The sequence below is a fragment of the Achromobacter sp. KK8 genome (assembly GCF_054188005.1).
In genome coordinates this window covers 5,193,978-5,212,113 of the sequence record NZ_CM135178.1, presented here as the reverse complement: position 1 = coordinate 5,212,113, position 18,136 = coordinate 5,193,978, and the positions used below count along the sequence as shown (strand labels likewise).

The following is an 18,136-nucleotide window of genomic DNA, read 5'->3' as shown; positions in this document are numbered from 1 at the left end:
TCGGAGCGCTCATGCCGAGGCCTCCAGCCGCACCCGCGGGTCCAGCACTTTGTACAGGATGTCGACGATCAGGTTGAGCGTCACGAACAGGCACACCACCACGATCAGGTAGGCCACGATCACCGGGCGGTCCAGCGCGTTCAGGCTGTCCAGGATCAGCTTGCCGGCGCCGGGCCAGGCGAAGATGCTTTCGGTGATGACGGCGAAGGCGATGGTCGAGCCCAGCTCCAGGCCCAGCACCGTCACCAGCGGGATCATGGTGTTGCGCAGCACGTGCACACAGACCACCCGGAACGGCGACAGGCCCTTGGCGCGGGCGAACTTGACGAAGTCCAGCGGTATCACGTCGCGCACGCCGGCGCGGGTCAGGCGGATCACCAGCGAGATCTTGAACAGCGACAGGTTCAGCGCCGGCAGGATCAGGTGGCGCCAGCCGTCGGCCGTCAGCCACGACCACTGGAAGCCCAGGAATTCCACCGTCTGGCCGCGGCCGCTGGCCGGCAGCCAGCCCAGCGACACGCTGAAGGTCATGATCAGCATCAGCGCGACCCAGAAGGTCGGCAGCGAAAAGCCGACGATGCTGCCCGCCATCACCAGCTTGGAGAAACGGCTGTCGGGATACAGCCCGGCCAACAGGCCCAGCGGCAGCCCGATGATCACCGCCAGCAGCAGCGCGGCGATGGCCAGTTCCAGGGTCGCCGGCAGGCGCTGGATCACCAGTTCCACGGCGGGGATGTTGTAGACGAAGCTGTTGCCCAGGTTGCTGTGCAGCGCCCCGTTCAGAAAGCCCAGGTACTGTTGCCACAAGGGCTTGTCCAGCCCCAGTTCGGCGATGATGCGGGCGCGGTCGACCTGGTCGACGTCCTGGCCGATCAGGATGTCGACGGGGTTGCCGATGGCGTGCAGCCCGACGAAGACGATCAACGTCATCAGGAACACGACCACCGCGGCTTGTGCCACGCGGCGGAGCAGCCAAGCGGTCATTGCGCGGTCTCCGCCTGCCGGGCCGCGCCGGGCGCCGGGGCCGGCGTCCATTCGTCGCCGAACACTTCCGGTTCCGAGAACGCTTCCATGTTGGCGTAGTGCGTGGCCACGTCCTCGCGGTAGAAGAGGCCCGCGATGCCTTGCGCCAGGCGCTTGGCGCCTTCGCTGATCGCGGGGATGTCGCCCGACACGGTGCCGTGCGTCAGCGCGGCCGGGTACGAGAAGCAGTGCACCCGGTCCAGGCCCGGACAGGCGCCGGGGGTCTTCTCCTGCAATTCGAAGGCCGCGCCCAGGTCGGGCGAATCATGCAGCTCCTGGTCTTCCTCGCCGGCGGGCGGGGTGTAGCGGTCGCCCCAGGCGCGCACGTGCGGCGCCAGCGCGGCGAATTCCGGCCGCACGGTCCAGTCGATGCGAAAGCCGGTCGAGAACACCAGAAAGTCCAGCGTGAAGACGCCCTTGGGCGTGGTGACGCGGATTTCGTCATTGACCAGCGCCAGGTCCTGCACGCCGCAGCCCAGGTTGAAGCGGGCGTTCGGGTGGCGCGACACGCGCAGCGTGCTGCCGCGCGGCGGCGGCACCTGGGCGGCGTTGATGTAGTGGCGGATCTTCCACTTCCACTCATCGGGCAGGTTCAGGTGGCCGTGGGTCAGGCCGGGGTTGCCGGCGCCCTTGCCCTTGTTGATGCGCGGAATGTCGTCGCGGCGGATCAGCAGGTCGACGCTGGCCGCGCCCGCTTCCAGCGCGGTGGCGGCGCTGTCCATGGCTGACGCGCCCGCGCCCACCACGCCGACGCGCTTGCCGGCCAGGGTGGCGTAGTCCAGCACGTCCGACGAATGCGCCCAGCGGTCGCGCGGCAGCTTGCGCGCGAAGTCCGGCACGTAGGCGCCGCCCAGGCCGTCGCGGCCGGTGGCCAGCACCACGCGGCGCGCCAGCACGGTTTGGCGGCCAGTGGGCGATTCGATGTCCAGTTGCACCAGCCGGTCGGCGCGCGGCAGCACGGCCAGCACGCGGTGCTGGTTGCGCACGTCCAGGTTCAGCACACGGCGGTACCAGCGCAGGTAGTCCATCCATTGCAGGCGCGGGATCTTGTCCAGCGCGTCCCAGGCCTCGGCGCCGAACTGCGCCTCGAACCAGGCGCGGAAGGTCAGCGCGGGCAGGCCCAGCGCCGGACCCGTCAGTTGCTTGGGCGAGCGCAGGGTTTCCATGCGCGCGGTGGTGGCCCACGGCCCTTCATAGCCTTCGGGCGACTGATCGAAGATCGGCGCGACGATGCCCAGGTGCGTCAGCGAGGCCGCCGCGGCCAGGCCGGCCATGCCGCCGCCGATGATGGCCACGTCCAGCACCGGCTGGCCGTCGACCAGGCGCGGCGTGACCCAGGGCTTGGCGGGGATTTCCAGCCAGGACAAATCCTGGCGCAGGCGCGCTTCCAGTGCGGCCAGGCCTTGCGGGGCGGGAGCGAGGGGTTGGTTCATGCGGGCGTATCCGTAAGAGGGGTTTCATCGCCGTAGATCGACTGCAGCAGCGCGCCGTGCTGGCAGGCGTCGTGCAGCACGAAGCCGGGCAGCAGTTGCGCGGCGGCCTGCGCCAGCGCATCGGCCATGGCCTGGCAGGCCGGCGTCAGCGGCTGCGACTGCGAAGTGATGACCCCGAAGAAAAAGGGGATGTCCAGGTCGATCGGGCGGATCGCCACGCCCGCCATCGGCGCGCCGTAGGCGGTAATGGGTTCCAGCACCGACACGCCCAGGCCCGCGCGCACGGCGGCCAGGGCGTTGACGGACGAATTGGTTTCGATGGCGCCAGCGGCATGGCCCAGCGCCGCGTCCAGCCGGCGGCGCAGGCGGTAGGGATTGGCCATGGTGATGACGCGGCGCCCCGCCAGCTCGGCCACCGGCACCACCTCATGGCGCGCGGCCGGATCGTTTTCGGGCAGCGCCACCACACAGGGCGCCTGGCCGATCCAGTGCACGGTCAACCCGCGATGCTCCAGCGGCAGGCTGGTCGCGCCCAGTTGCGCCGCGCCGCTCAGCACGGCGTGTACCACGCGCTCGGGCGAGGCGCTGCGTAGCTGGACGCGGGTATTGCCGGCCTGGGCCTCGATGCGCTTGAGCGCGTCCGGCACCAGCCCGGCGGCCAACGCCGAGGTGGCCGCCAACAGCAGCGGCTGGGCCTGGCCCCGGGCGATCTCCTCGGCCCGGTCGCGGATCTGCCGCAGGCTGGACAGGGCGCGCTCGACGTCGTCATAGAGCAGGAAACCCTGCTCTGTCGGCGTCACGCGCGGCCCGCTGCGGGCGAACAGGGCATAGCCGATCTCGGCTTCCAATTCCTGCAACAGGCGGCTGATGGCCGGTTGCGACCGGCCAAGCAAGCGCCCGGCAGCGGTGACGCTGCCGGTGGACATGACGGCCGCGAAGGCCTCGAGTTGACGAAGTTCCATTGTCTTGCTTTATGCCAAGGACGAATTCTTACGTATCGAGTATGCGCTGTACAAATAATTAAAGGGCATAAGCAAATTCCCTAATCGGGATTTCCTTATGCCCTTTCATTACTTCGCGTTATTTCAATGACTTGCGGGATTACCCTTGGGCCAGCCGTCGCAAGCGGGGGGACTTTTGGGGGATTTCTCGTTGGTGTCTCGCCCGCATACTGATCCGACATGCTGCCGGCGCCATGGATAAAGCCTTCGGGGAAACGGAGCTGGCACGCAGGGCTCGAACCGTTTTTCTCAGCGCTTGAACACGTCTGCTTTGCCCAACGGCGCATTGGCCTCTGTGGGGGCAGGCAGCAGCTCGAAGTTTCGACCAAAGGCATGAACGCCGCAGCTGTCGACGGTGCTCGCGGGGTCCCACTGTCCGTTCCTGGTCACAATGATCGCTTCACCCATGAGTGCGACTCGGAGGGCGAAGACCCAGAACGTGAATTCTGATTGCCTGATCATCCCGCATTGGACCTGGCCCATGGTGACGGACTGCGGCGGTGGTATCAGGCCAAGCGTCCATTTCAGGGCGATGCCAACGGGCCAGAGGCGCGCACGAACGCTTGTGGGTTTGAAGTACAGGAGCTTGACGCGGGTTGCCATGGCATACCCCTCTATCCGGTGTAACGCACGGTCAGCCTATCAAAGCGCATAGCCACTAAATACACAGGAAAAACCTGAAACTGCACCGCGGATTCGAGGGTCAAGCGCGGTCCGTTCCGCAAGAGGTCAGCCCGCCGGCACGATAGCGCCGGGGTTACATCACCTTGACCGCTCGGCCGATGAACTGGATCGGGCCGGTCGGTTTGCCGATGGGCGAGCCGGTGGCCGGCTCCAGCGTCAATTCAAACAATTGGTTGGGTTCCAGCGGGGGCAGCTTGTCCAGCGGGATGCGCACGGGTTCGCCCGGCTTGACCAGGCCCAGCGACACCGGGCCGGCCCAGCTGTCGGCCTTGGTCCAGAACTCCAGCGCGCGATCGGCCGGAACCTGCACCGCCGCGATCGGCACCAGTTGCACCTCGCGCTGGCCGGCCTGGGCCTGCACGACCCAGCCAGGCGTCTGCGACTGCGGGGCGACCAGTACCACCATGTATTGCACCGGGCCGGGCGTTTGCGCGGGACGCAAGGCCAGGGCGCTGCCCAGGACCAGCGCGGCGGCCACGCCGCTGGCGGCCGCGCCGCGCCAGAAGAACAGGCTGTCCCACCAGGCCGGACGCCGCGGCCGGCCGGCCTGGCGGGCAGCGTGTTGGCGATCCAGCGTTGTCTCGATGCGCGGCCACAGCCCGGGCGACGGCTCGACCGGCGCGACCAGATCCGTCAGCGGCAGCAGGCGCTCTTCCCAGCGGCCGACGGCGGCGCGTAGCGCGGCATCGTGCGGCAGCCGGGCCTCGACGTCGCGACGGCGCGCGCCGGACAAGGTGCCCAGCACGTATTCGCCCGCCAATTCGTCCAGGCCGTCGGGGGTGTCAGGCAGGGCGCTCATGCCAGGCATTCCTTCAGCGCTTTCAGGCTGCGCTTGATCCAGGCTTTGACGGTGCCCAGCGGCGCGCCCAGGCGCTGCGCGATTTCGCTGTGCGACAGGCCTTCGACGTAGGCATGCAGCACGCAGTTGCGGCGCACGGGTTCCAGTTGTTCCAGGCAGGGGCCGATACGGCCGGCGCTGTCGCGCCAGTCGAAGGCATCGCGCGTGTCATGCCAGGCGTCGATCGCGTCGCGAGCATCCAGCGCGGCGGCGGTATCGTCGTCCACCGCGGTTTCGTGGCGCTCGTCCCGCACGGCGTTCAGCGCCAGGTTGCGGGCCACGCGATAGAGCCAGCCGCGGGCCGAGCCGCGCGCGGCGTCGAAGCTGTCGGCCCGGTTCCAGATATTGACGAAGGCGTCGTGCACGATGTCCTCGGCCCGGGCGCGGTCGCGCACGATGCGCTGGGCCACGCCCAGCAACCGTGGCCCTTCTTGGCGATACAGGGCTTCCAGCGCCGAACGGCGCCCCGCGGCGCACTGCGCGAGGGCCGCTTCGTAATCGAAATCCGGAACAGGTCGGTTCGGCATGCAGGCGGGGGCAGTGGCAGTGGGCGTGGACCCGGGCGGCGGCGGATGCAGGGATGTTACCGGACTCTCGCCGCCGCGGCCCGCCGCGTGTCAGTCCGCCTTCCAGAAGAGGTAGTCGGCCTGGTACGACACCTGGCTGCGCTGGCCGGCCGTGGTGCACGGCGTCTGGGGCGCCACGCCACCCTTGAGCGCCGTGCGCTGGATGTAGGCGACGCCAGTCAGGGCGCCGGCGCCCACGGCGGGATTGGCCTTGACCAGTTGATAGGGCAGGTTGCCCGCGCCGGCCGGCGCCACGGCGACTTGCGTGCCGGTCAGCTTGGAGCCGTCCGCGGCCTCCCAGGTGGCGGGCGGGCCGTAGTAGGTGCCGACCTGCTTGCCCTGGCGGTCCTTCAGGACCGCCTTCGGGCCGGCGAACACCCATTCCAGCTGGTCCTTGGCGTCGGTCTTGGCGCGGCATTCATAGGTGATGTCGCCGGTCCCGACGGTTTCCCAGGCCACTTTGTGGCCGGCGGGTACCTGGACGGAGGCGGGCAGGGCGTCTTGCGATGCCGCCATGGCCGGGGCGGCTTGCAGCAGGCCGCAAGCGGCCAGCAGGGCGGCGGCGAAATGGCCGGTGGCGGGGGCGAGGCGAGTGGTCATGAGCGATCTCCTGCGGAAGAGGAATCTGCGGATACGGCGCACGGAATGTGCCCCGTTGCAGGTACTACACGCGGGAGCCGTTATTGGATGCAGGCCGAGGAGATTGTTTTCTTTTTTTGACCCGAATGGCATTGCCTGGCGGCGCTATATAGAATTGAGTCCGATTAACGCCGCTTGCCCATGCCAACACCTACACCAACACTGAACGCGGGGCGCGCCACGCCGCTGGCCGCCGGCCGGCGCGGCGCCACGAGTAACCGCGCGCGCCTGTTGCGCCCGCTGGCGGCGTTGCTGTGCCTGGGCTTGAGCGCTTGCATCAATGGCCGGCCGATGCAGCCCCCGCCGCCGCTCCACGCCCTGTGGGCCAAGCCCGGCGTCGATCAGCAAGGCGTGCGTGACGCGCTGCTCGACTGCGGCTTTCCCAGCGCCAGCCATGTCGATGGCACGACCATCACCAACAACGACTATGCGCGGGGTGAGCAGTGCATGCTCGGCAAGGGCTTCGCCTACCAGGAGCGCCACACCTACTGCGACACCCATCCCCATCTGGCGGCCTGCCCGGCAACCGACGGCGCCGCGGCGGCGTCACGGCAACGCCCGCCCGCCTATGAACAATGGACCCGGCCGGACGCCGACGCGCAGCGCGTGCAGCAAGCCATGCGGGCGTGCGGCTACGCCTCGGTGATCGAGCCGGGCGACGACATGCTGCTCAACGACATCGCCGCCGCGCAGCTGTGCATGCTCGATCAGGGCTTCCGGCTGACGCTGCCGGCCAACGCGCTGCTGTGCAGGAATCCGCCCATCCTGGCGGCCTGCCGCGGCCGCGTGATCGACACCGCCCATTGCTGCGCGCCGCCCCGGGCCGCCGGCCAGCGCTGACGCGGCGGCCCGGCGTCAGTCCGTGCCGGGAAACGCCTCCACCCACTTGACGGTCACATCGGGGAACGCGTCCACGAACTGGACCGTGAAGTCGGGAAAGGCATCGACGATCTTCCATTCGCCGCATCCGTCGGCGAAGGCGCTGACTTTCTTCACCCGGATATCGGCGAAGGCGTCGACCACCTTGACTTTGATGTCGGGAAAGGCGTTGACGATCTTGACCTTGCCGTGCAGCGGGATGCCTTTGTAGGCGCAGCGGCCCTTGTCGATATCACCGGCCTGGGCGGTGAAAGCGGCGCCCAGCATGGCGCAGGCGAGAAGGGCGTGAGGCAGGGCGCGCATGGACGGCATCTGTTCAGGGCCGGGCATGGCCGGCGGGCGAGGGGATTATGCCCGAGTCCTGCCGTTGCGCCGTGCGCGTCCGATGCGTGCGGCTGCGCCTACACCGCGGAGACGCTGGCCTCGGTTGTTCCCAGCGCACCGCCCGGCGGCGCCGTCACGATCGACGTCAACGCCGGCTCCGCCGCCTTCAACCCCGCCAGATCCGGCCGCGGCCGCCGCAGTTCCTCATTACCCGCAAACGCCGACTCCATCCCCTGCGCCGCCGCCAGCACCTCGCGATCGCCCCGGAACCGTCCCACGATCTGCAACCCGAACGGCATCCCCTGGTGATCCCGCCCGCAAGGCAGCGTCAGCGCCGGGTGCGTGGTCAGCGTGATCACATACGTCAGCGCCAGCCAGCGGTAATAGTTCTCCTGGCGCTTGCCGTTGATGGCCTCGGCATACAGCTGCGTCCACGGGAACGGCGACACAGGCGTGGTGGGCGACAGGATCAGGTCGTAGTCGTCGAAGGCGCGTTGGAAGCGCTTGATCAGCCGGGTCTGCTCGGCCTGCGCCCAGGCGCAATCCTTCAGGCTCATGGCCGCGCCCATCTCGAAATTGGCGCGAGTGTTGGGGCCCAGGCTGGCCGGGTCTTTCTCGTAGGCGTCGCGCATGCCCGCCACGAAGGCTTCGGCGCGCAGCACGTCGAAGCAGCGGTGGGCCTCGCCGAAGTCGATCTCGATGGGATCGCAGGCCGCGAACAGATGGCGCATGGCGGCGATCTTGGCGCGGAAGGTGGCGCGGATGCCATCGTCCACGTCGCACAGCCCGAAGTCTTCGGTATAGGCCACGCGCAGGCGGCCCAGGTCGGCGCTGCCCGGCGCCAGGAACTGCAGCGGATCGAGCGGATAGCTGAGCGGATCGCCGGCGTCGGGGCCGGCGCTGGCGGCCATCTGCAGGCAGGCGTCGGCCACCGTGCGGCCCATCGGGCCGACCACCGAGATCGGCGTCCAGCCCAGCGGCTTGCGCACGCTGGGCACCACGCCGGGCGATGGCCGGAAGCCGACCACGCCGCACTTGGCGGCCGGAATGCGCAGCGAGCCGCCGGTGTCCGAGCCAGTGCACAGCGGGAACAGGTCGCTGGCCAGCGCCGCGGCCGAGCCGCCCGAGGAGCCGCCGGCGTTCAGATTCGGATTGAAGGGATTGCCCGTCGCGCCCCACACCGTGTTGCGCGAATTGGCGCCCGCGCCCATCTCGGGCACGTTGGTCTTGGCGGCCACGATGGCGCCGGCGCGGCGCAGGCGCGCCACCAGCGTCACGTCGTCGGCCGGCACGTGATCGCGGTAGATCGGCGAACCATAGGTGGTGAGCAGGCCGGCGGCGGGTTCCAGGTCCTTCACGCCCAGCGGCAGGCCGTGCAGCAGGCCCAGCGTGTCGCCGGCCATCACCGCCTGCTCGGCCGCGCGCGCCTCGATGCGGGCGCGGTCGAAAGCCGTGGCGGTGACGGCGTTGATGTAGGGATTGACCGCCTCGATGCGGGCGATGCACGCCTCCAGCAGTTCCACCGGCGACAACTGCCGCGCGCCGATCAGGCGCCGCAGTTCCACCGCGGATAACGAGACGAGGGAATCGTCCAGGATCATGGGGGTGTTTCCTTTCAGTCGATCTTGATATCAGCGCGCCGGGCCAGGTCGCGCATCATCGGCAGTTCCTTCTGGATCAACGCTTCGCCCTCGGCGGCGCTGGAGAAGGCCGGCTCGAAGCCCTGGTTTTCCAGGCTCTTGCGCACGTCGGGCGATTCGACCGTGGCGCGCAAGGCGTTTTCGAGCCTGGCCTTCACGTCGGCGGGCAGGCCGCGCGGCGCGGTGAACATCAGCCAGGTGTCCATCGCCACCGACGGGTAGCCTTGCTCGGCGAAGGTCGGCACATCGGGCAGGAAGCTGGAGCGGGCGGGCGCGGACACGGCCAGCACGCGCACCTTGCCCAGCTTGCTTTGGGGCAGCGCGGCGGCCACGGTGTCTACCGAAAACGGGATCTGGCCGCCGATCAGGTCGGTCATGGCCGGCGCGCTGCCCTTGTAGGGCACGTGGACCATCCTGATGCCGGCGGCCGCCAGGAAGGCTTCGCCCACGAAGTGCGAGGTGGTGCCGGTGCCGAACGAGCCATAGGCCGGCGGCTCCTTGGCGCGCGCGTTGACGTAGGCCACCAGTTCCTTCACGTCCTTGACCGGCACCTGCGGGTTGGCCAGCAGCGCCAGGCCGGTGCGGCCGACGATGCCGAGCGGCTCGAAGCTCTTGACCGGGTCATACGGCAGCTTGCTCTGGATGGCGGGGTTGACCGTGAAGGTGGTGCCGGAACTGACCAGCAGGGTGTAGCCGTCGGGCGCGGCCTTGGCCACATAGCCGGCGCCGATCACGGTGCCGGCCCCCGCGCGGTTTTCCACCACCACGGTCTGGCCCAGTTCCTGGCCGAGCTTTTGCGCGATGACGCGGCCCAGCACATCCGTGGCGCCGCCGGGCGGGAAGGGCACGACCAGGGTGATGGGACGGGTCGGATAGCCGCCCTGGGCGCCGGCGGGGGCGGCAGTCGCGAGGGCGCCCGCCAGGGTGATACCAAGGGCAATCAAGGCAGTCTTCATGGTCATGCTCGACAAGGGAGTGGACGGAACGACGCGTGTGACGGATGCCATCTTGGCGGGGGCTCAACGTTGCAGCAATATGAATTGTTAGAATCCTGCGTTGCGTTTGGCGCAAAGCTAACCTCAACCAAGGGCAAACCCGGATGAACCCGCAGATCCTGCAGGAAATGGCCGTCCGCTACTTTCTGGAAGTGGCGCGCTGCGGCTCCGTCAGCGTCGCGGCGGAGCGGCTGGACGTGGCGCCGTCCGCGGTCAGCCGCCAGGTCGCCCGCCTGGAGCGCGAGCTGGGCACCTTGCTGTTCGAGCGCCGCGCGCGGGGCATGACGCTCAACGCGGCGGGGGAACTGCTGGCAGCCCATGCCAAGCGCGCGCAGCAGGACGTCGAGCGCGTCGCCGGCGACATCATGGGCCTGCGCGGGCTGCGCCAGGGGCTGGTGCGGGTGGTCTGCACCGAAGGTTTCATCCATGATTTTCTGCCCGCCGCCATCGCGGATTTCCGCCGGCAGTACGCCGGCATCCGCTTCACGCTGGACGTGTGCTCGCAGCGCGAGGTGCCGGTGCGGGTGCGCGACGGCACGGCCGACATCGGCGTCACGCTCAGCCTGACCTCGCATCGCGACGTGCGGGTAGAACTGCGCATGCCGGCGCCGGTGCGCGCGGTGGTGGCGGCCGGCCATCCGCTGGCAGGCCAGCCCGAGGTGTCGCTGGCGCAATTGATGGCCTATCCGCTGGCCTTGCCCGATGCCGATTCGACGCTGCGGCAACTGATCGACATCAGCTGCAGCCGCCAGCAGCTGTCATGCGAACCGATGTTCTCCAGCCGCAGCGTCGACGCGCTGGTGGCGTTCGCGGGCGCGGGCGGCGGCGTGGCGTTCTGCGGCGAACTGGCGATCCGCTATCGCCTGCGTGCCGGGCAGGTGGTGGCCTTGCCGCTGCGCGACCGCGAGATGAACGAACGCCACTTCGAGGTGCAGACGCTGGCCGGGCGCGTGCTGCCCGAAGCGGCCAAGGCCTTCATCGCCAGCCTGCGCGCGCAGTTGCAAGCGGATGGCGGCGTGGTGCCGGCGCCTGATAGTTAGGAAGGCGTCGCGCTCATGCCGGCCTGGCGCGCGGCCAGCCAGGCGCGGCCCTTGGGCGTCAACGTGGCCACCGGGGCGGCGGCGTCGCCGGCAGGCCGGCGGGCCAGGTCCACCAGGCCGTTGCTGGTGGCGTCTTCCCAGGCCGACAGGCGTGGACACGACGTGCGCCACGCCTCCATGATGTCCGCATAGGTGCGAGGATGCTCGGCAACCCAGATCAGGAACTGCGTCAGGTTGCCCAGTTGCGAGGCGCTGGCCTCGATGGCGGGGATGTCGTCGGACATGGCGGGCTCCGGGCGCGCTGGGCCGGTTTTCACGATAGGCCCACGATACGCCCGGACGCAAGGCGCCGCCAGGGCGGCTTCAGGACAACCGGGTCACCATGTCGCCCGGCCGCGCCAGCTCGTGGTACAGATCGTCCAGATAGGTGGACAGTTCGTCTTCGGGGAGGTCGGCCGGGATGACGATCCCGCCGGCGCGCACCCGCTTGCCCGCCACGGCCTGATACACGGCCCATTGGCCGGCCTCGCGAACGATGTCCAATTGCAGGCGGCGGTAGATGTCGAATCTCATGGCGGGTCCACACTTTGCGGCGGGCAGGGCGACGACGCGCAGTGCTCACGCTACCATGGCTTTCACCACAACAAGGGAGCGACGATGGAAATTCTGGACGGTTTTCAGATCACGCGCGGCGCGCTGCAAGTGCAGGATGGCTACGTACCGGTCATCGAGGCGCGCGGGCCGGGGCCCGACGGCCGCCCGTTGCATGGAGCTGTGCCGGTGACCGAATACGGCGTGTTTGACGATCAGGAGGAGGCCATCAACGCCGGCTGGACGATACGCGTGCGCGCGATCACGGCCGCAGGCGATGGGCTGTCGATACGGATCGACGAGTGAAGGGCCGCGGCGCGGCACCCTGGAAATTCTGGACAAAAAAATCCGGCCCGAAGGCCGGAAAAAATTACAACAACAAGCACAACAGCTCGCCGGCACGAGCCAGTGCGGTGAGAAATTTATCATGTATGAGATAAATAACAAGATGTAGTGTCCAGGTGGTGGACGCTAAGTGGCCGATTTATTCGAATTGGGCCATCCCGGTGCGTTCCCCGTAAATCGGGCGACGCCGCCGCCCGCGCGCTTGCGGGCGGCCCGCGCTCTCAAACCACCTGCGTCACCGTCTTGCCTTCGCGGAACCAGCCATCCAGATTGGCCAGCATCAGGTCCGCCATGGCCCGCCGGGTCTCATGCGTGCCGCTGGCGATGTGCGGCAGCATCACCACATTGTCCATCGCATTCAACGCCGCCGGCGTGGCCGGTTCGTGTTCGAACACGTCCAGGCCCGCGCCGGCGATGGCGCCGCTTTGCAGGGCCTGAACCAGTGCCGTCTCGTCCACCACCGTGCCGCGCGCGATGTTGATCAGCCAGCCTTGCGGGCCCAGCGCCTGCAACACCTCGGCATTGACCAGGTGGCGCGTGGCGCCGCCGCCGGGCACCGCCAGCACCAGGAAATCGCATTCGGCCGCCAGCGCCGTCAGCGTCGGGCAGTAGCGGTAATGCGCCGGCGCGTCCGCGCGCGGCTTGCGGTTGGTGTACAGGATCGGCATGTCGAACGCCTCGGCGCGCCGCGCGATCTGCAGGCCGATATTGCCCAGCCCGACAATGCCGCAGCGCTTGCCGCTCATGCGCGTGCCCAGCCCGAAACCTTCCTGCGGCCAGCGCCCGGCGCGCACGAAACGGTCGGCCTCGGCGATGCGGCGCGACGCCGCCAGCATCAGCGCCAGCGCGGTGTCCGCCACGCAGGCATCGAGCACGCCAGGCGTGTTGGTGACGCGCACGCCGCGCGCCTGCGCCGCCGCCAGATCGATGGTGTCGTAGCCCACGCCGAAGCTGAAAACGCCTTCCAGCGCCGGCAGCGCGTCGATCAGTTCGCGCGGCGCGCCGAAGCGGCCGCTGGTGGCGATGCCGCGGATCGCCGCGCCGTGATCGCGCAGCAGCGCCGCCTGATCGGGGCTTTGCCACCAGCGGTGCACGCGGTAGCGTGACTCCAGTTCGGCGGTCAGTTCGGGCAGCAAGGGGCCGACCATCAGCAGGTCGGCGAGGGGTGGGGAAGCAGTCGTGGTCATGTCGGGTGTCACGGTTGTTGCGACGACCCGCGGGTGCGCGGGTCGCAAGAAAAGGTCGGCGGTGGGACGACCGGCGATGAAAGCCGTCCCGGCCGTGTGGGTCGGGGACGAAGAAATGACGGGGGCGGGCAATGCGCCGCCCTTCGGGCCGCGTCACCGCGTCGTGTGCGGCCGCATTGCCCGCCCGGTTACTGCGTCTGGATATGCCGGGTCTTGATGATCTCCCCGTAGCGCGCGCGTTCGCTGGCCGCCAGCGCCTGCAATTGCTGCGGCGTCGATCCGTGCGCGACCGCGCCCTGCGACTCCAGCTTGGTCTTCATCGCCGGGTCCGCCGCCACCTCGCGGATCGCCGCCGACAGCTTGTCGATCACCGCCTGCGGCGTGCCCGCCGGCGCCAGCACCGCCGTCCATGAGCCGGTCTGCGCGTTCTGGACGCCGGCCTCGTCGATGGTCGGCACGTCGGGCAGGGCGGGCGAGCGCGTCGCGCCCGTCACCGCCAGCGCGCGCAGCTTGCCGGAATTGACGTACGGAATGGTCTCCAGCACCGATGCGAACAGCATGTCGACGCGGCCCGCCATCAGGTCGGTCATGGCCGGGCCGCCGCCCTTGTAGGGCACATGCATCAGATCGGTGCCGGTGGCCTGCTGGAATATCTCGCCCGACAGGTGCGGCGCGCCGCCGGTGCCGGAACTAGCGAAGGTGTGCTTGCCGGGCTGGGCGCGCGCCAGCGCCACCAGGTCCTTCACGTTCTTGGCGGGCAGGGTGGTGGGCACCACCAGCACGAACGGCAGGTCCGAGAACAGCGATACCGGCGCGAACGCGGTGGCCGGATCGGAATGCAGCTTGTAGATCCACGGATTGATCGCCAGCATGCCCGAATTGGCGAACAGCAGCGTGTAGCCGTCGGGGTTGGCGCGCGCCACCAGATCGGCGGCGATCTGCCCGCCGGCGCCGGGGCGGTTGTCCACCACCACCGACGCCGCCAGCTTGTCGCCCAGCGCCGCCGCCAGCAGGCGCGCCGAAATGTCGGTGCCGCCGCCCGGCGAGAACGGCACGATCAGGTTGATCGGGCGGTCCGGGAACGGCGCGGCCTGCGCCGCGGCGGGCAGGGCGCCACAGGCGGCCAGGGCCAGGGCTGCCGCCAGGAAGCGGCGGCGCGGGCGTGCGGAATTGCTTGTCTCCATGGGTCTTCTCTTTGTAGTGGGCGGCGCGGGCCGCGGAAAAACGTTGCTGCGATGGCACTCCTTTTGCGGGGCGGCGAATCAGGCTCCCGACGTTGCGGCCGAGTATAGGAACGGCGACTCATGCATGACTGTTCGAGCTATAAATAGCATTGATCAATTCAAGGATTGGATCGATGGAATTCCGCCAGCTCGAATGTTTCATCGCCGTGGCCGAGGAACTGCACTTCGGCCGCGCCGCCCAGCGCCTGTGCATGACGCAGCCGCCGCTGTCGCGCCAGATCCAGTTGCTGGAGCAGGACCTGGGCGTGACGCTGTTCGAGCGCAGCAGCCGCCAGGTCGAACTGAGCGCCGCCGGCCGCCGCTTCCTGCGCGACGCGCGCCACCTGCTGGAATACTCGGCCCGCGCCACCGCCAGCGCCCGCCGCACCGCCGGCGGCGACGCCGGCCACATCACGCTGGGCTTCACGGCGGTGGCGTCGTACCGGCTTATGCCGTCGTTGATCATGCGGGCGCGCAAGCGCCTGCCCGGCGTCGAGATCCAGTTGCGCGAAACCGTCAGCACCGACCTGTCGCGCCTGCTGCTGGCGCGCGAGCTGGACGCCATCCTGGCGCGCAGCGTGCCGCGGCAGGCGGGCATCGAAGCCCGCCTGATCGAGCGCGAACCGCTGGTGCTGGCGCTGCCGGCGGATTCACCGCTGTGCGAACAGGACGTGGTGCCGCTGCGGCTGCTGCAGGGCCAGCCCTTCGTGCTGTATTCGCCGCGCGACGGCAAATACTTCTATGACCGCATCGTCGGCGCATTCGGCCTGGCCGATGTGCAGCCCGACTACGTGCAGCGCGCCAGCCAGACGCATACCTTGCTGGCGCTGGTGCGGGCGGGGCTGGGCGTGGGCATCGTGCCCGATTCGGCGCGCGAGCTGCGCCTGGAGGGGGTGGAGTTCCGCTCGCTGGGCCAGCGCGACCTGTATGCCGACATGTACCTGGCCTGGCATGCGCAGCACGACAACCCTGCGTTGGAGGCCTTCCTGCGGCAGGTGGCGGAGGTGTTGCCCCCGGCACCCTGAAGGGGGCGACAGCCGGGCGCGCGCCTGGCATGTCGTCGTCGTTCAACGCGATGGGCAGGGAATTGCATGGCGTTCGCGCCGTTCAACGCGACATGGCGTTCGTATCCGACTTCAGGCTCTCGATGATCCGCAGTCCGTCCCGGTGGCGCTGTTCGCCGGTTTCGCACGACTTGCAGATCGCGCCGACGTACAGGCCGTCGACCACCGTCTCGGCGAACACGCCCGACCGGTACTGGTGCCGCGCATCGGTCTCGACCCGGTACCAATCCCGATCGCCGATGCGCACCCGCTCCAGCGGCTGGCGGATATCGGCGTCGGGACTGGTCGCGCGCAGCACCGCCCGCAGGCGGAAATAGCGCTTGAGCGGCGACGCATAAAGCGCTTGCAAGCGGGCGTCATCGTCGTCGCCTTCGAGCGGCTTGGCTTGCATCAGCAGGGTGCAGGTTTCCTGCGTCTGTTCGCAGGCCTCGCTTTCGCAGACCAGCTGCACGCGCCGCATGCCGCTGCGCGAGACCTCGCCTTGCGGCGAGCCGTCCACCACCCAGCCCTCTGGCAATTGCACCGACAGGCCATGCGGCAGATCGAGGGTTTCGGCGGACGCGGCGGGCGCCAGCGCGCCAAGCGCCGCGCACAGGGCCGCCAGACGGATCAAGGCCGGCCCGCTCATGGCGTATCCTCGCGCTGGCGATGATTGCCGCCCGCGCCGCCCGTGAGGATGCGTTCGAACAGCGCCAGCTGCTCCGCGTCCAGCGCGCGTCGGGGCAGGATCAGCGGTTCGCCCTCCCGCCGCATCAGGATCAGGTGTTCGCCTTGCCGCTCGACCCGGTCGAACCCGGCCGTCGCGAAGCTGTTGACCCAACCGTCCTGCCGGACTTCGAGCCGGTCGTCATACAGCCGCGCCTCGTGTTCCTCGGCCGGCATGCGCCGGTGCATCTGCCCGGCCAGCTTGTACGCGTGGCGGCGCCGGGACCAGGGATGCAGCAGGATGATGGCGACCAGGATGGCCCAGAACCCCAGCGTGATCTTCCAGAAACTGTCCGTGAACATCTCGCCGAACAGCGGCCAGGCATAGCGCAGCGGCACCCGCTCGGGGTCCAGCAGCCACAGCAGCACGAATATCAGTGGCACCAGCAGGGCGGTCAGCGCGAAGGCCAGCAGGAAACCGCGCCGGCGGCGGCGCCGCATGCCGGGACGTTCGATCTGCCACGAGATCGCGGCGGCCCGGTCTTCCTGGTTCAGCAGGAAGCGCGTCGTCAGCAGCGGCGGCGCGGCCTCGGGCGCCTGCCGCGCTTGCGGCGGGTGCTGCGTCGCGTTCGGAGCGCCGGCGTGGCAGGATGCGGCCCACGCCTTGATGCGCGCCACCTGCTCGTCGGATAGCGCCTGTCGCGGCAGGGCGTACACGTCCTCGATGTTGCGCAACTGGATGAACAGGTGTTCGGAGGTCTCGGCAATCCCCTGGATGCGCGAGCACGCCATGGCCGTCTTGCGTCCCGGCAGGGTGACGACAAGCCCGCCCGGCTGAAAGTGATAGAGCGGGTGGATTGTCTGGTCGAGTCCTTCGTCGCGGCACCTGCGCGCCAGGCGCCCGCGCACGATCGCCGGATGGCGGAAGTAGTAGATCAGCACCGGGATGGCCACGACCAGGATGGGCACGCCGTCCAGCCCGAACAGGTCGTGAAAGAAGCGCGAGAGGAACGGGCCGAAGCCCTGCTCGCCGCTATCCCGCCAGGAAGAGAACCCCAGCATTCCCAACAGCGCCAGCACCACCCACGCCAGGAAGTACAGCGCGCGCCGCCGGGCGGCCCCGAACATGTCCGCGTAGCTGAACAGCGCGGCCGCGATGCGGTCCTGCAGCGTGATCGGCGCGGTCAGCGAGAAGCCGTCGGCCGGCATCGCGCCGGGCGCTTCGTCCGGGGGCGCAACGGGCGGCGTCAGCGTGCCGTCGGCAGCGGTGCTCGGCTCGGGCATGGGGTCTCCGTCAGGGGGTGACCCGCAATTTAGCATTGCTGCTGGGTGACGAGACGGGGAAAGGCAGGGCGAAGCGGGGCGCGGCGAAGCGGGGCGTGGTGAGGCAGGGCGAGGCGCGCGACCGAGAGCGCGCCGCCGCCGTCAGGCCGGCATCTTCTTCTTGCCCAGCAGCGCCAGCGTCAGCGCGCGGCCGCGGGTCATGAAGGGATACAGCGCCGCCGACAGGCAGGGGCGACGGAAGATGGCGGCGTTGACCTGGTTGAACAGGTCGCTGTCCGAACTGAGCAGCGCCAGCCGGTTGATGCAATCGGCGCCCCAGTAGATGTGCCCGTCCAGCCGCAGCAGCATGCCTTCGTTCAGGTCATAGCCGCGGTCGCGGAAATGCGCCACCCGATCGGGATGCTGGCGCATGTCGAGCAATTCGACCGGGCCGACGGCCTTGCGCAACTGCACCATCCGCACGTAGTTGGTGCAGAACGGGCAGTCGCCGTCGTACAGCAGGAAGTTGCGGGGCGCGGTATCCGTATCCATGACGTACAGCTTACCAGCGGCGGGCGTCGCTTGCTTGGGGCGCCGGGATGCCGCCGACGCACGATTGGAAGCGGCGCATGGCGCGCGCGCCGCCCTGCGCCAGCGGCGCGCGCAGCGATGGGGCGCAGCGACGGCCCGCAGTCATGGTGGGGAGGTATGGGGCGCAGGTGTGTGGCGCAGGTATGTGCGTAGGGATAAGGCGCA

Annotated in this window: 21 protein-coding genes; 4 read left to right on the top strand and 17 right to left on the bottom strand. The window is 69.1% G+C overall.

The genetic code is table 11. The features are described 5' to 3' along the window. Positions 1-9: 9 nt before the first annotated feature. The 7 genes from ACVN9Z_RS24110 to ACVN9Z_RS24080 all read right to left on the bottom strand — a co-directional run bounded on the left by ACVN9Z_RS24110 (position 10) and on the right by ACVN9Z_RS24080 (position 6,145). The gene (locus tag ACVN9Z_RS24110; RefSeq protein WP_458212732.1) at positions 10-984 is read right to left on the bottom strand and encodes an ABC transporter permease; all 975 of its coding nucleotides are present in this window, start codon (positions 982-984) and stop codon (positions 10-12) included. Then, the gene (locus tag ACVN9Z_RS24105) at positions 981-2,456 is read right to left on the bottom strand and encodes a flavin-containing monooxygenase (protein WP_241077024.1); all 1,476 of its coding nucleotides are present in this window, start codon (positions 2,454-2,456) and stop codon (positions 981-983) included. The genes ACVN9Z_RS24110 and ACVN9Z_RS24105 overlap by 4 nt, the downstream gene beginning before the upstream one ends. Continuing rightward, a complete protein-coding gene (locus ACVN9Z_RS24100; protein WP_006387063.1) occupies positions 2,453-3,418 on the bottom strand; it encodes a LysR family transcriptional regulator in 966 nt (321 codons plus the stop codon). Before ACVN9Z_RS24100 ends, ACVN9Z_RS24105 begins: the two co-directional genes overlap by 4 nt. A 288-nt stretch (positions 3,419-3,706) precedes the next feature. After that, on the bottom strand, positions 3,707-4,060 hold the full coding sequence (locus ACVN9Z_RS24095; protein ID WP_045953203.1) for a hypothetical protein: 354 nt from the start codon (positions 4,058-4,060) through the stop codon (positions 3,707-3,709). 154 nt (positions 4,061-4,214) lie between these two features. Next, a complete protein-coding gene (locus ACVN9Z_RS24090; RefSeq protein ID WP_020928174.1) occupies positions 4,215-4,940 on the bottom strand; it encodes an anti-sigma factor in 726 nt (241 codons plus the stop codon). Then, complete coding sequence (locus ACVN9Z_RS24085) at positions 4,937-5,506, bottom strand: sigma-70 family RNA polymerase sigma factor (RefSeq protein WP_026382920.1); 570 nt, start codon at positions 5,504-5,506, stop codon at positions 4,937-4,939. Before ACVN9Z_RS24085 ends, ACVN9Z_RS24090 begins: the two co-directional genes overlap by 4 nt. Before the next feature lie 90 nt (positions 5,507-5,596). After that, the gene (locus tag ACVN9Z_RS24080; RefSeq protein ID WP_006387066.1) at positions 5,597-6,145 is read right to left on the bottom strand and encodes a DUF3455 domain-containing protein; all 549 of its coding nucleotides are present in this window, start codon (positions 6,143-6,145) and stop codon (positions 5,597-5,599) included. Positions 6,146-6,325: 180 nt separating this feature from the next. Here ACVN9Z_RS24080 and ACVN9Z_RS24075 point away from each other — a divergent pair, with 180 nt between their 5' ends. Next, on the top strand, positions 6,326-7,024 hold the full coding sequence (locus tag ACVN9Z_RS24075; protein WP_458212731.1) for a hypothetical protein: 699 nt from the start codon (positions 6,326-6,328) through the stop codon (positions 7,022-7,024). A 15-nt stretch (positions 7,025-7,039) separates the two neighbouring features. On the opposite strand, the gene ACVN9Z_RS24070 is transcribed toward ACVN9Z_RS24075, so the two are convergent. The 3 genes from ACVN9Z_RS24070 to ACVN9Z_RS24060 form a co-directional block, all read right to left on the bottom strand. Further along, on the bottom strand, positions 7,040-7,366 hold the full coding sequence (locus ACVN9Z_RS24070; protein WP_026382917.1) for a hypothetical protein: 327 nt from the start codon (positions 7,364-7,366) through the stop codon (positions 7,040-7,042). A gap of 98 nt (positions 7,367-7,464) precedes the next feature. After that, a complete protein-coding gene (locus ACVN9Z_RS24065) occupies positions 7,465-8,988 on the bottom strand; it encodes an amidase (RefSeq protein WP_458212730.1) in 1,524 nt (507 codons plus the stop codon). A gap of 14 nt (positions 8,989-9,002) precedes the next feature. Beyond that, entirely contained in the window at positions 9,003-9,989 is a 987-nt protein-coding gene (locus tag ACVN9Z_RS24060; protein ID WP_024069245.1) for a Bug family tripartite tricarboxylate transporter substrate binding protein, read from the bottom strand. A 137-nt stretch (positions 9,990-10,126) separates the two neighbouring features. On the opposite strand from ACVN9Z_RS24060, the gene ACVN9Z_RS24055 reads away from it, so the two are divergent. Continuing rightward, positions 10,127-11,062 (top strand): LysR family transcriptional regulator, encoded by a 936-nt coding sequence (locus tag ACVN9Z_RS24055; RefSeq protein WP_006387071.1) that lies wholly within the window; start codon positions 10,127-10,129, stop codon positions 11,060-11,062. On the opposite strand, the gene ACVN9Z_RS24050 is transcribed toward ACVN9Z_RS24055, so the two are convergent. After that, positions 11,059-11,346 (bottom strand): hypothetical protein, encoded by a 288-nt coding sequence (locus ACVN9Z_RS24050; RefSeq protein ID WP_020928166.1) that lies wholly within the window; start codon positions 11,344-11,346, stop codon positions 11,059-11,061. The two genes, ACVN9Z_RS24055 and ACVN9Z_RS24050, sit on opposite strands and share 4 nt — an antisense overlap. Before the next feature lie 79 nt (positions 11,347-11,425). Beyond that, positions 11,426-11,635, bottom strand: coding sequence for a DUF7661 family protein (locus ACVN9Z_RS24045; RefSeq protein ID WP_047991082.1), 210 nt, complete (start codon positions 11,633-11,635; stop codon positions 11,426-11,428). Between the two features lie 84 nt (positions 11,636-11,719). On the opposite strand from ACVN9Z_RS24045, the gene ACVN9Z_RS24040 reads away from it, so the two are divergent. After that, the gene (locus ACVN9Z_RS24040) at positions 11,720-11,959 is read left to right on the top strand and encodes a hypothetical protein (protein ID WP_020928164.1); all 240 of its coding nucleotides are present in this window, start codon (positions 11,720-11,722) and stop codon (positions 11,957-11,959) included. A gap of 260 nt (positions 11,960-12,219) precedes the next feature. On the opposite strand, the gene ACVN9Z_RS24035 is transcribed toward ACVN9Z_RS24040, so the two are convergent. Next, on the bottom strand, positions 12,220-13,185 hold the full coding sequence (locus ACVN9Z_RS24035) for a 2-hydroxyacid dehydrogenase (protein WP_058664690.1): 966 nt from the start codon (positions 13,183-13,185) through the stop codon (positions 12,220-12,222). A gap of 188 nt (positions 13,186-13,373) precedes the next feature. After that, positions 13,374-14,369, bottom strand: a complete 996-nt coding sequence (locus ACVN9Z_RS24030) for a tripartite tricarboxylate transporter substrate binding protein (protein WP_047991079.1) — start codon at positions 14,367-14,369, stop codon at positions 13,374-13,376. A 173-nt stretch (positions 14,370-14,542) separates the two neighbouring features. Between ACVN9Z_RS24030 and ACVN9Z_RS24025 the strand changes: the two genes are divergently transcribed. Beyond that, a complete protein-coding gene (locus tag ACVN9Z_RS24025) occupies positions 14,543-15,433 on the top strand; it encodes a LysR family transcriptional regulator (protein ID WP_458212729.1) in 891 nt (296 codons plus the stop codon). Positions 15,434-15,515: 82 nt separating this feature from the next. Here ACVN9Z_RS24025 and ACVN9Z_RS24020 read toward each other — a convergent pair whose 3' ends face one another. From ACVN9Z_RS24020 to ACVN9Z_RS24010, 3 genes are all read right to left on the bottom strand, one after another. Further along, the gene (locus tag ACVN9Z_RS24020) at positions 15,516-16,100 is read right to left on the bottom strand and encodes a hypothetical protein (RefSeq protein ID WP_006387079.1); all 585 of its coding nucleotides are present in this window, start codon (positions 16,098-16,100) and stop codon (positions 15,516-15,518) included. Beyond that, the gene (locus ACVN9Z_RS24015; protein WP_458212728.1) at positions 16,097-17,401 is read right to left on the bottom strand and encodes a YcxB family protein; all 1,305 of its coding nucleotides are present in this window, start codon (positions 17,399-17,401) and stop codon (positions 16,097-16,099) included. Before ACVN9Z_RS24015 ends, ACVN9Z_RS24020 begins: the two co-directional genes overlap by 4 nt. A gap of 141 nt (positions 17,402-17,542) precedes the next feature. After that, positions 17,543-17,932 (bottom strand): DCC1-like thiol-disulfide oxidoreductase family protein, encoded by a 390-nt coding sequence (locus ACVN9Z_RS24010; RefSeq protein ID WP_437257571.1) that lies wholly within the window; start codon positions 17,930-17,932, stop codon positions 17,543-17,545. Positions 17,933-18,136 lie beyond the last annotated feature (204 nt).

Excerpts from the sequence above, each read along its gene's own strand:
- ACVN9Z_RS24110 (WP_458212732.1), bottom strand. The coding sequence starts at position 984 with ATGACCGCTTGGCTGCTCCGCCGCGTGGCACAAGCCGCGGTGGTCGTG.
- ACVN9Z_RS24105 (WP_241077024.1), bottom strand. The coding sequence starts at position 2,456 with ATGAACCAACCCCTCGCTCCCGCCCCGCAAGGCCTGGCCGCACTGGAA.
- ACVN9Z_RS24100 (WP_006387063.1), bottom strand. The coding sequence starts at position 3,418 with ATGGAACTTCGTCAACTCGAGGCCTTCGCGGCCGTCATGTCCACCGGC.
- ACVN9Z_RS24095 (WP_045953203.1), bottom strand. The coding sequence starts at position 4,060 with ATGGCAACCCGCGTCAAGCTCCTGTACTTCAAACCCACAAGCGTTCGT.
- ACVN9Z_RS24090 (WP_020928174.1), bottom strand. The coding sequence starts at position 4,940 with ATGAGCGCCCTGCCTGACACCCCCGACGGCCTGGACGAATTGGCGGGC.
- ACVN9Z_RS24085 (WP_026382920.1), bottom strand. The coding sequence starts at position 5,506 with ATGCCGAACCGACCTGTTCCGGATTTCGATTACGAAGCGGCCCTCGCG.
- ACVN9Z_RS24080 (WP_006387066.1), bottom strand. The coding sequence starts at position 6,145 with ATGACCACTCGCCTCGCCCCCGCCACCGGCCATTTCGCCGCCGCCCTG.
- ACVN9Z_RS24075 (WP_458212731.1), top strand. The coding sequence starts at position 6,326 with ATGCCAACACCTACACCAACACTGAACGCGGGGCGCGCCACGCCGCTG.
- ACVN9Z_RS24070 (WP_026382917.1), bottom strand. The coding sequence starts at position 7,366 with ATGCGCGCCCTGCCTCACGCCCTTCTCGCCTGCGCCATGCTGGGCGCC.
- ACVN9Z_RS24065 (WP_458212730.1), bottom strand. The coding sequence starts at position 8,988 with ATGATCCTGGACGATTCCCTCGTCTCGTTATCCGCGGTGGAACTGCGG.
- ACVN9Z_RS24060 (WP_024069245.1), bottom strand. The coding sequence starts at position 9,989 with ATGACCATGAAGACTGCCTTGATTGCCCTTGGTATCACCCTGGCGGGC.
- ACVN9Z_RS24055 (WP_006387071.1), top strand. The coding sequence starts at position 10,127 with ATGAACCCGCAGATCCTGCAGGAAATGGCCGTCCGCTACTTTCTGGAA.
- ACVN9Z_RS24050 (WP_020928166.1), bottom strand. The coding sequence starts at position 11,346 with ATGTCCGACGACATCCCCGCCATCGAGGCCAGCGCCTCGCAACTGGGC.
- ACVN9Z_RS24045 (WP_047991082.1), bottom strand. The coding sequence starts at position 11,635 with ATGAGATTCGACATCTACCGCCGCCTGCAATTGGACATCGTTCGCGAG.
- ACVN9Z_RS24040 (WP_020928164.1), top strand. The coding sequence starts at position 11,720 with ATGGAAATTCTGGACGGTTTTCAGATCACGCGCGGCGCGCTGCAAGTG.
- ACVN9Z_RS24035 (WP_058664690.1), bottom strand. The coding sequence starts at position 13,185 with ATGACCACGACTGCTTCCCCACCCCTCGCCGACCTGCTGATGGTCGGC.
- ACVN9Z_RS24030 (WP_047991079.1), bottom strand. The coding sequence starts at position 14,369 with ATGGAGACAAGCAATTCCGCACGCCCGCGCCGCCGCTTCCTGGCGGCA.
- ACVN9Z_RS24025 (WP_458212729.1), top strand. The coding sequence starts at position 14,543 with ATGGAATTCCGCCAGCTCGAATGTTTCATCGCCGTGGCCGAGGAACTG.
- ACVN9Z_RS24020 (WP_006387079.1), bottom strand. The coding sequence starts at position 16,100 with ATGAGCGGGCCGGCCTTGATCCGTCTGGCGGCCCTGTGCGCGGCGCTT.
- ACVN9Z_RS24015 (WP_458212728.1), bottom strand. The coding sequence starts at position 17,401 with ATGCCCGAGCCGAGCACCGCTGCCGACGGCACGCTGACGCCGCCCGTT.
- ACVN9Z_RS24010 (WP_437257571.1), bottom strand. The coding sequence starts at position 17,932 with ATGGATACGGATACCGCGCCCCGCAACTTCCTGCTGTACGACGGCGAC.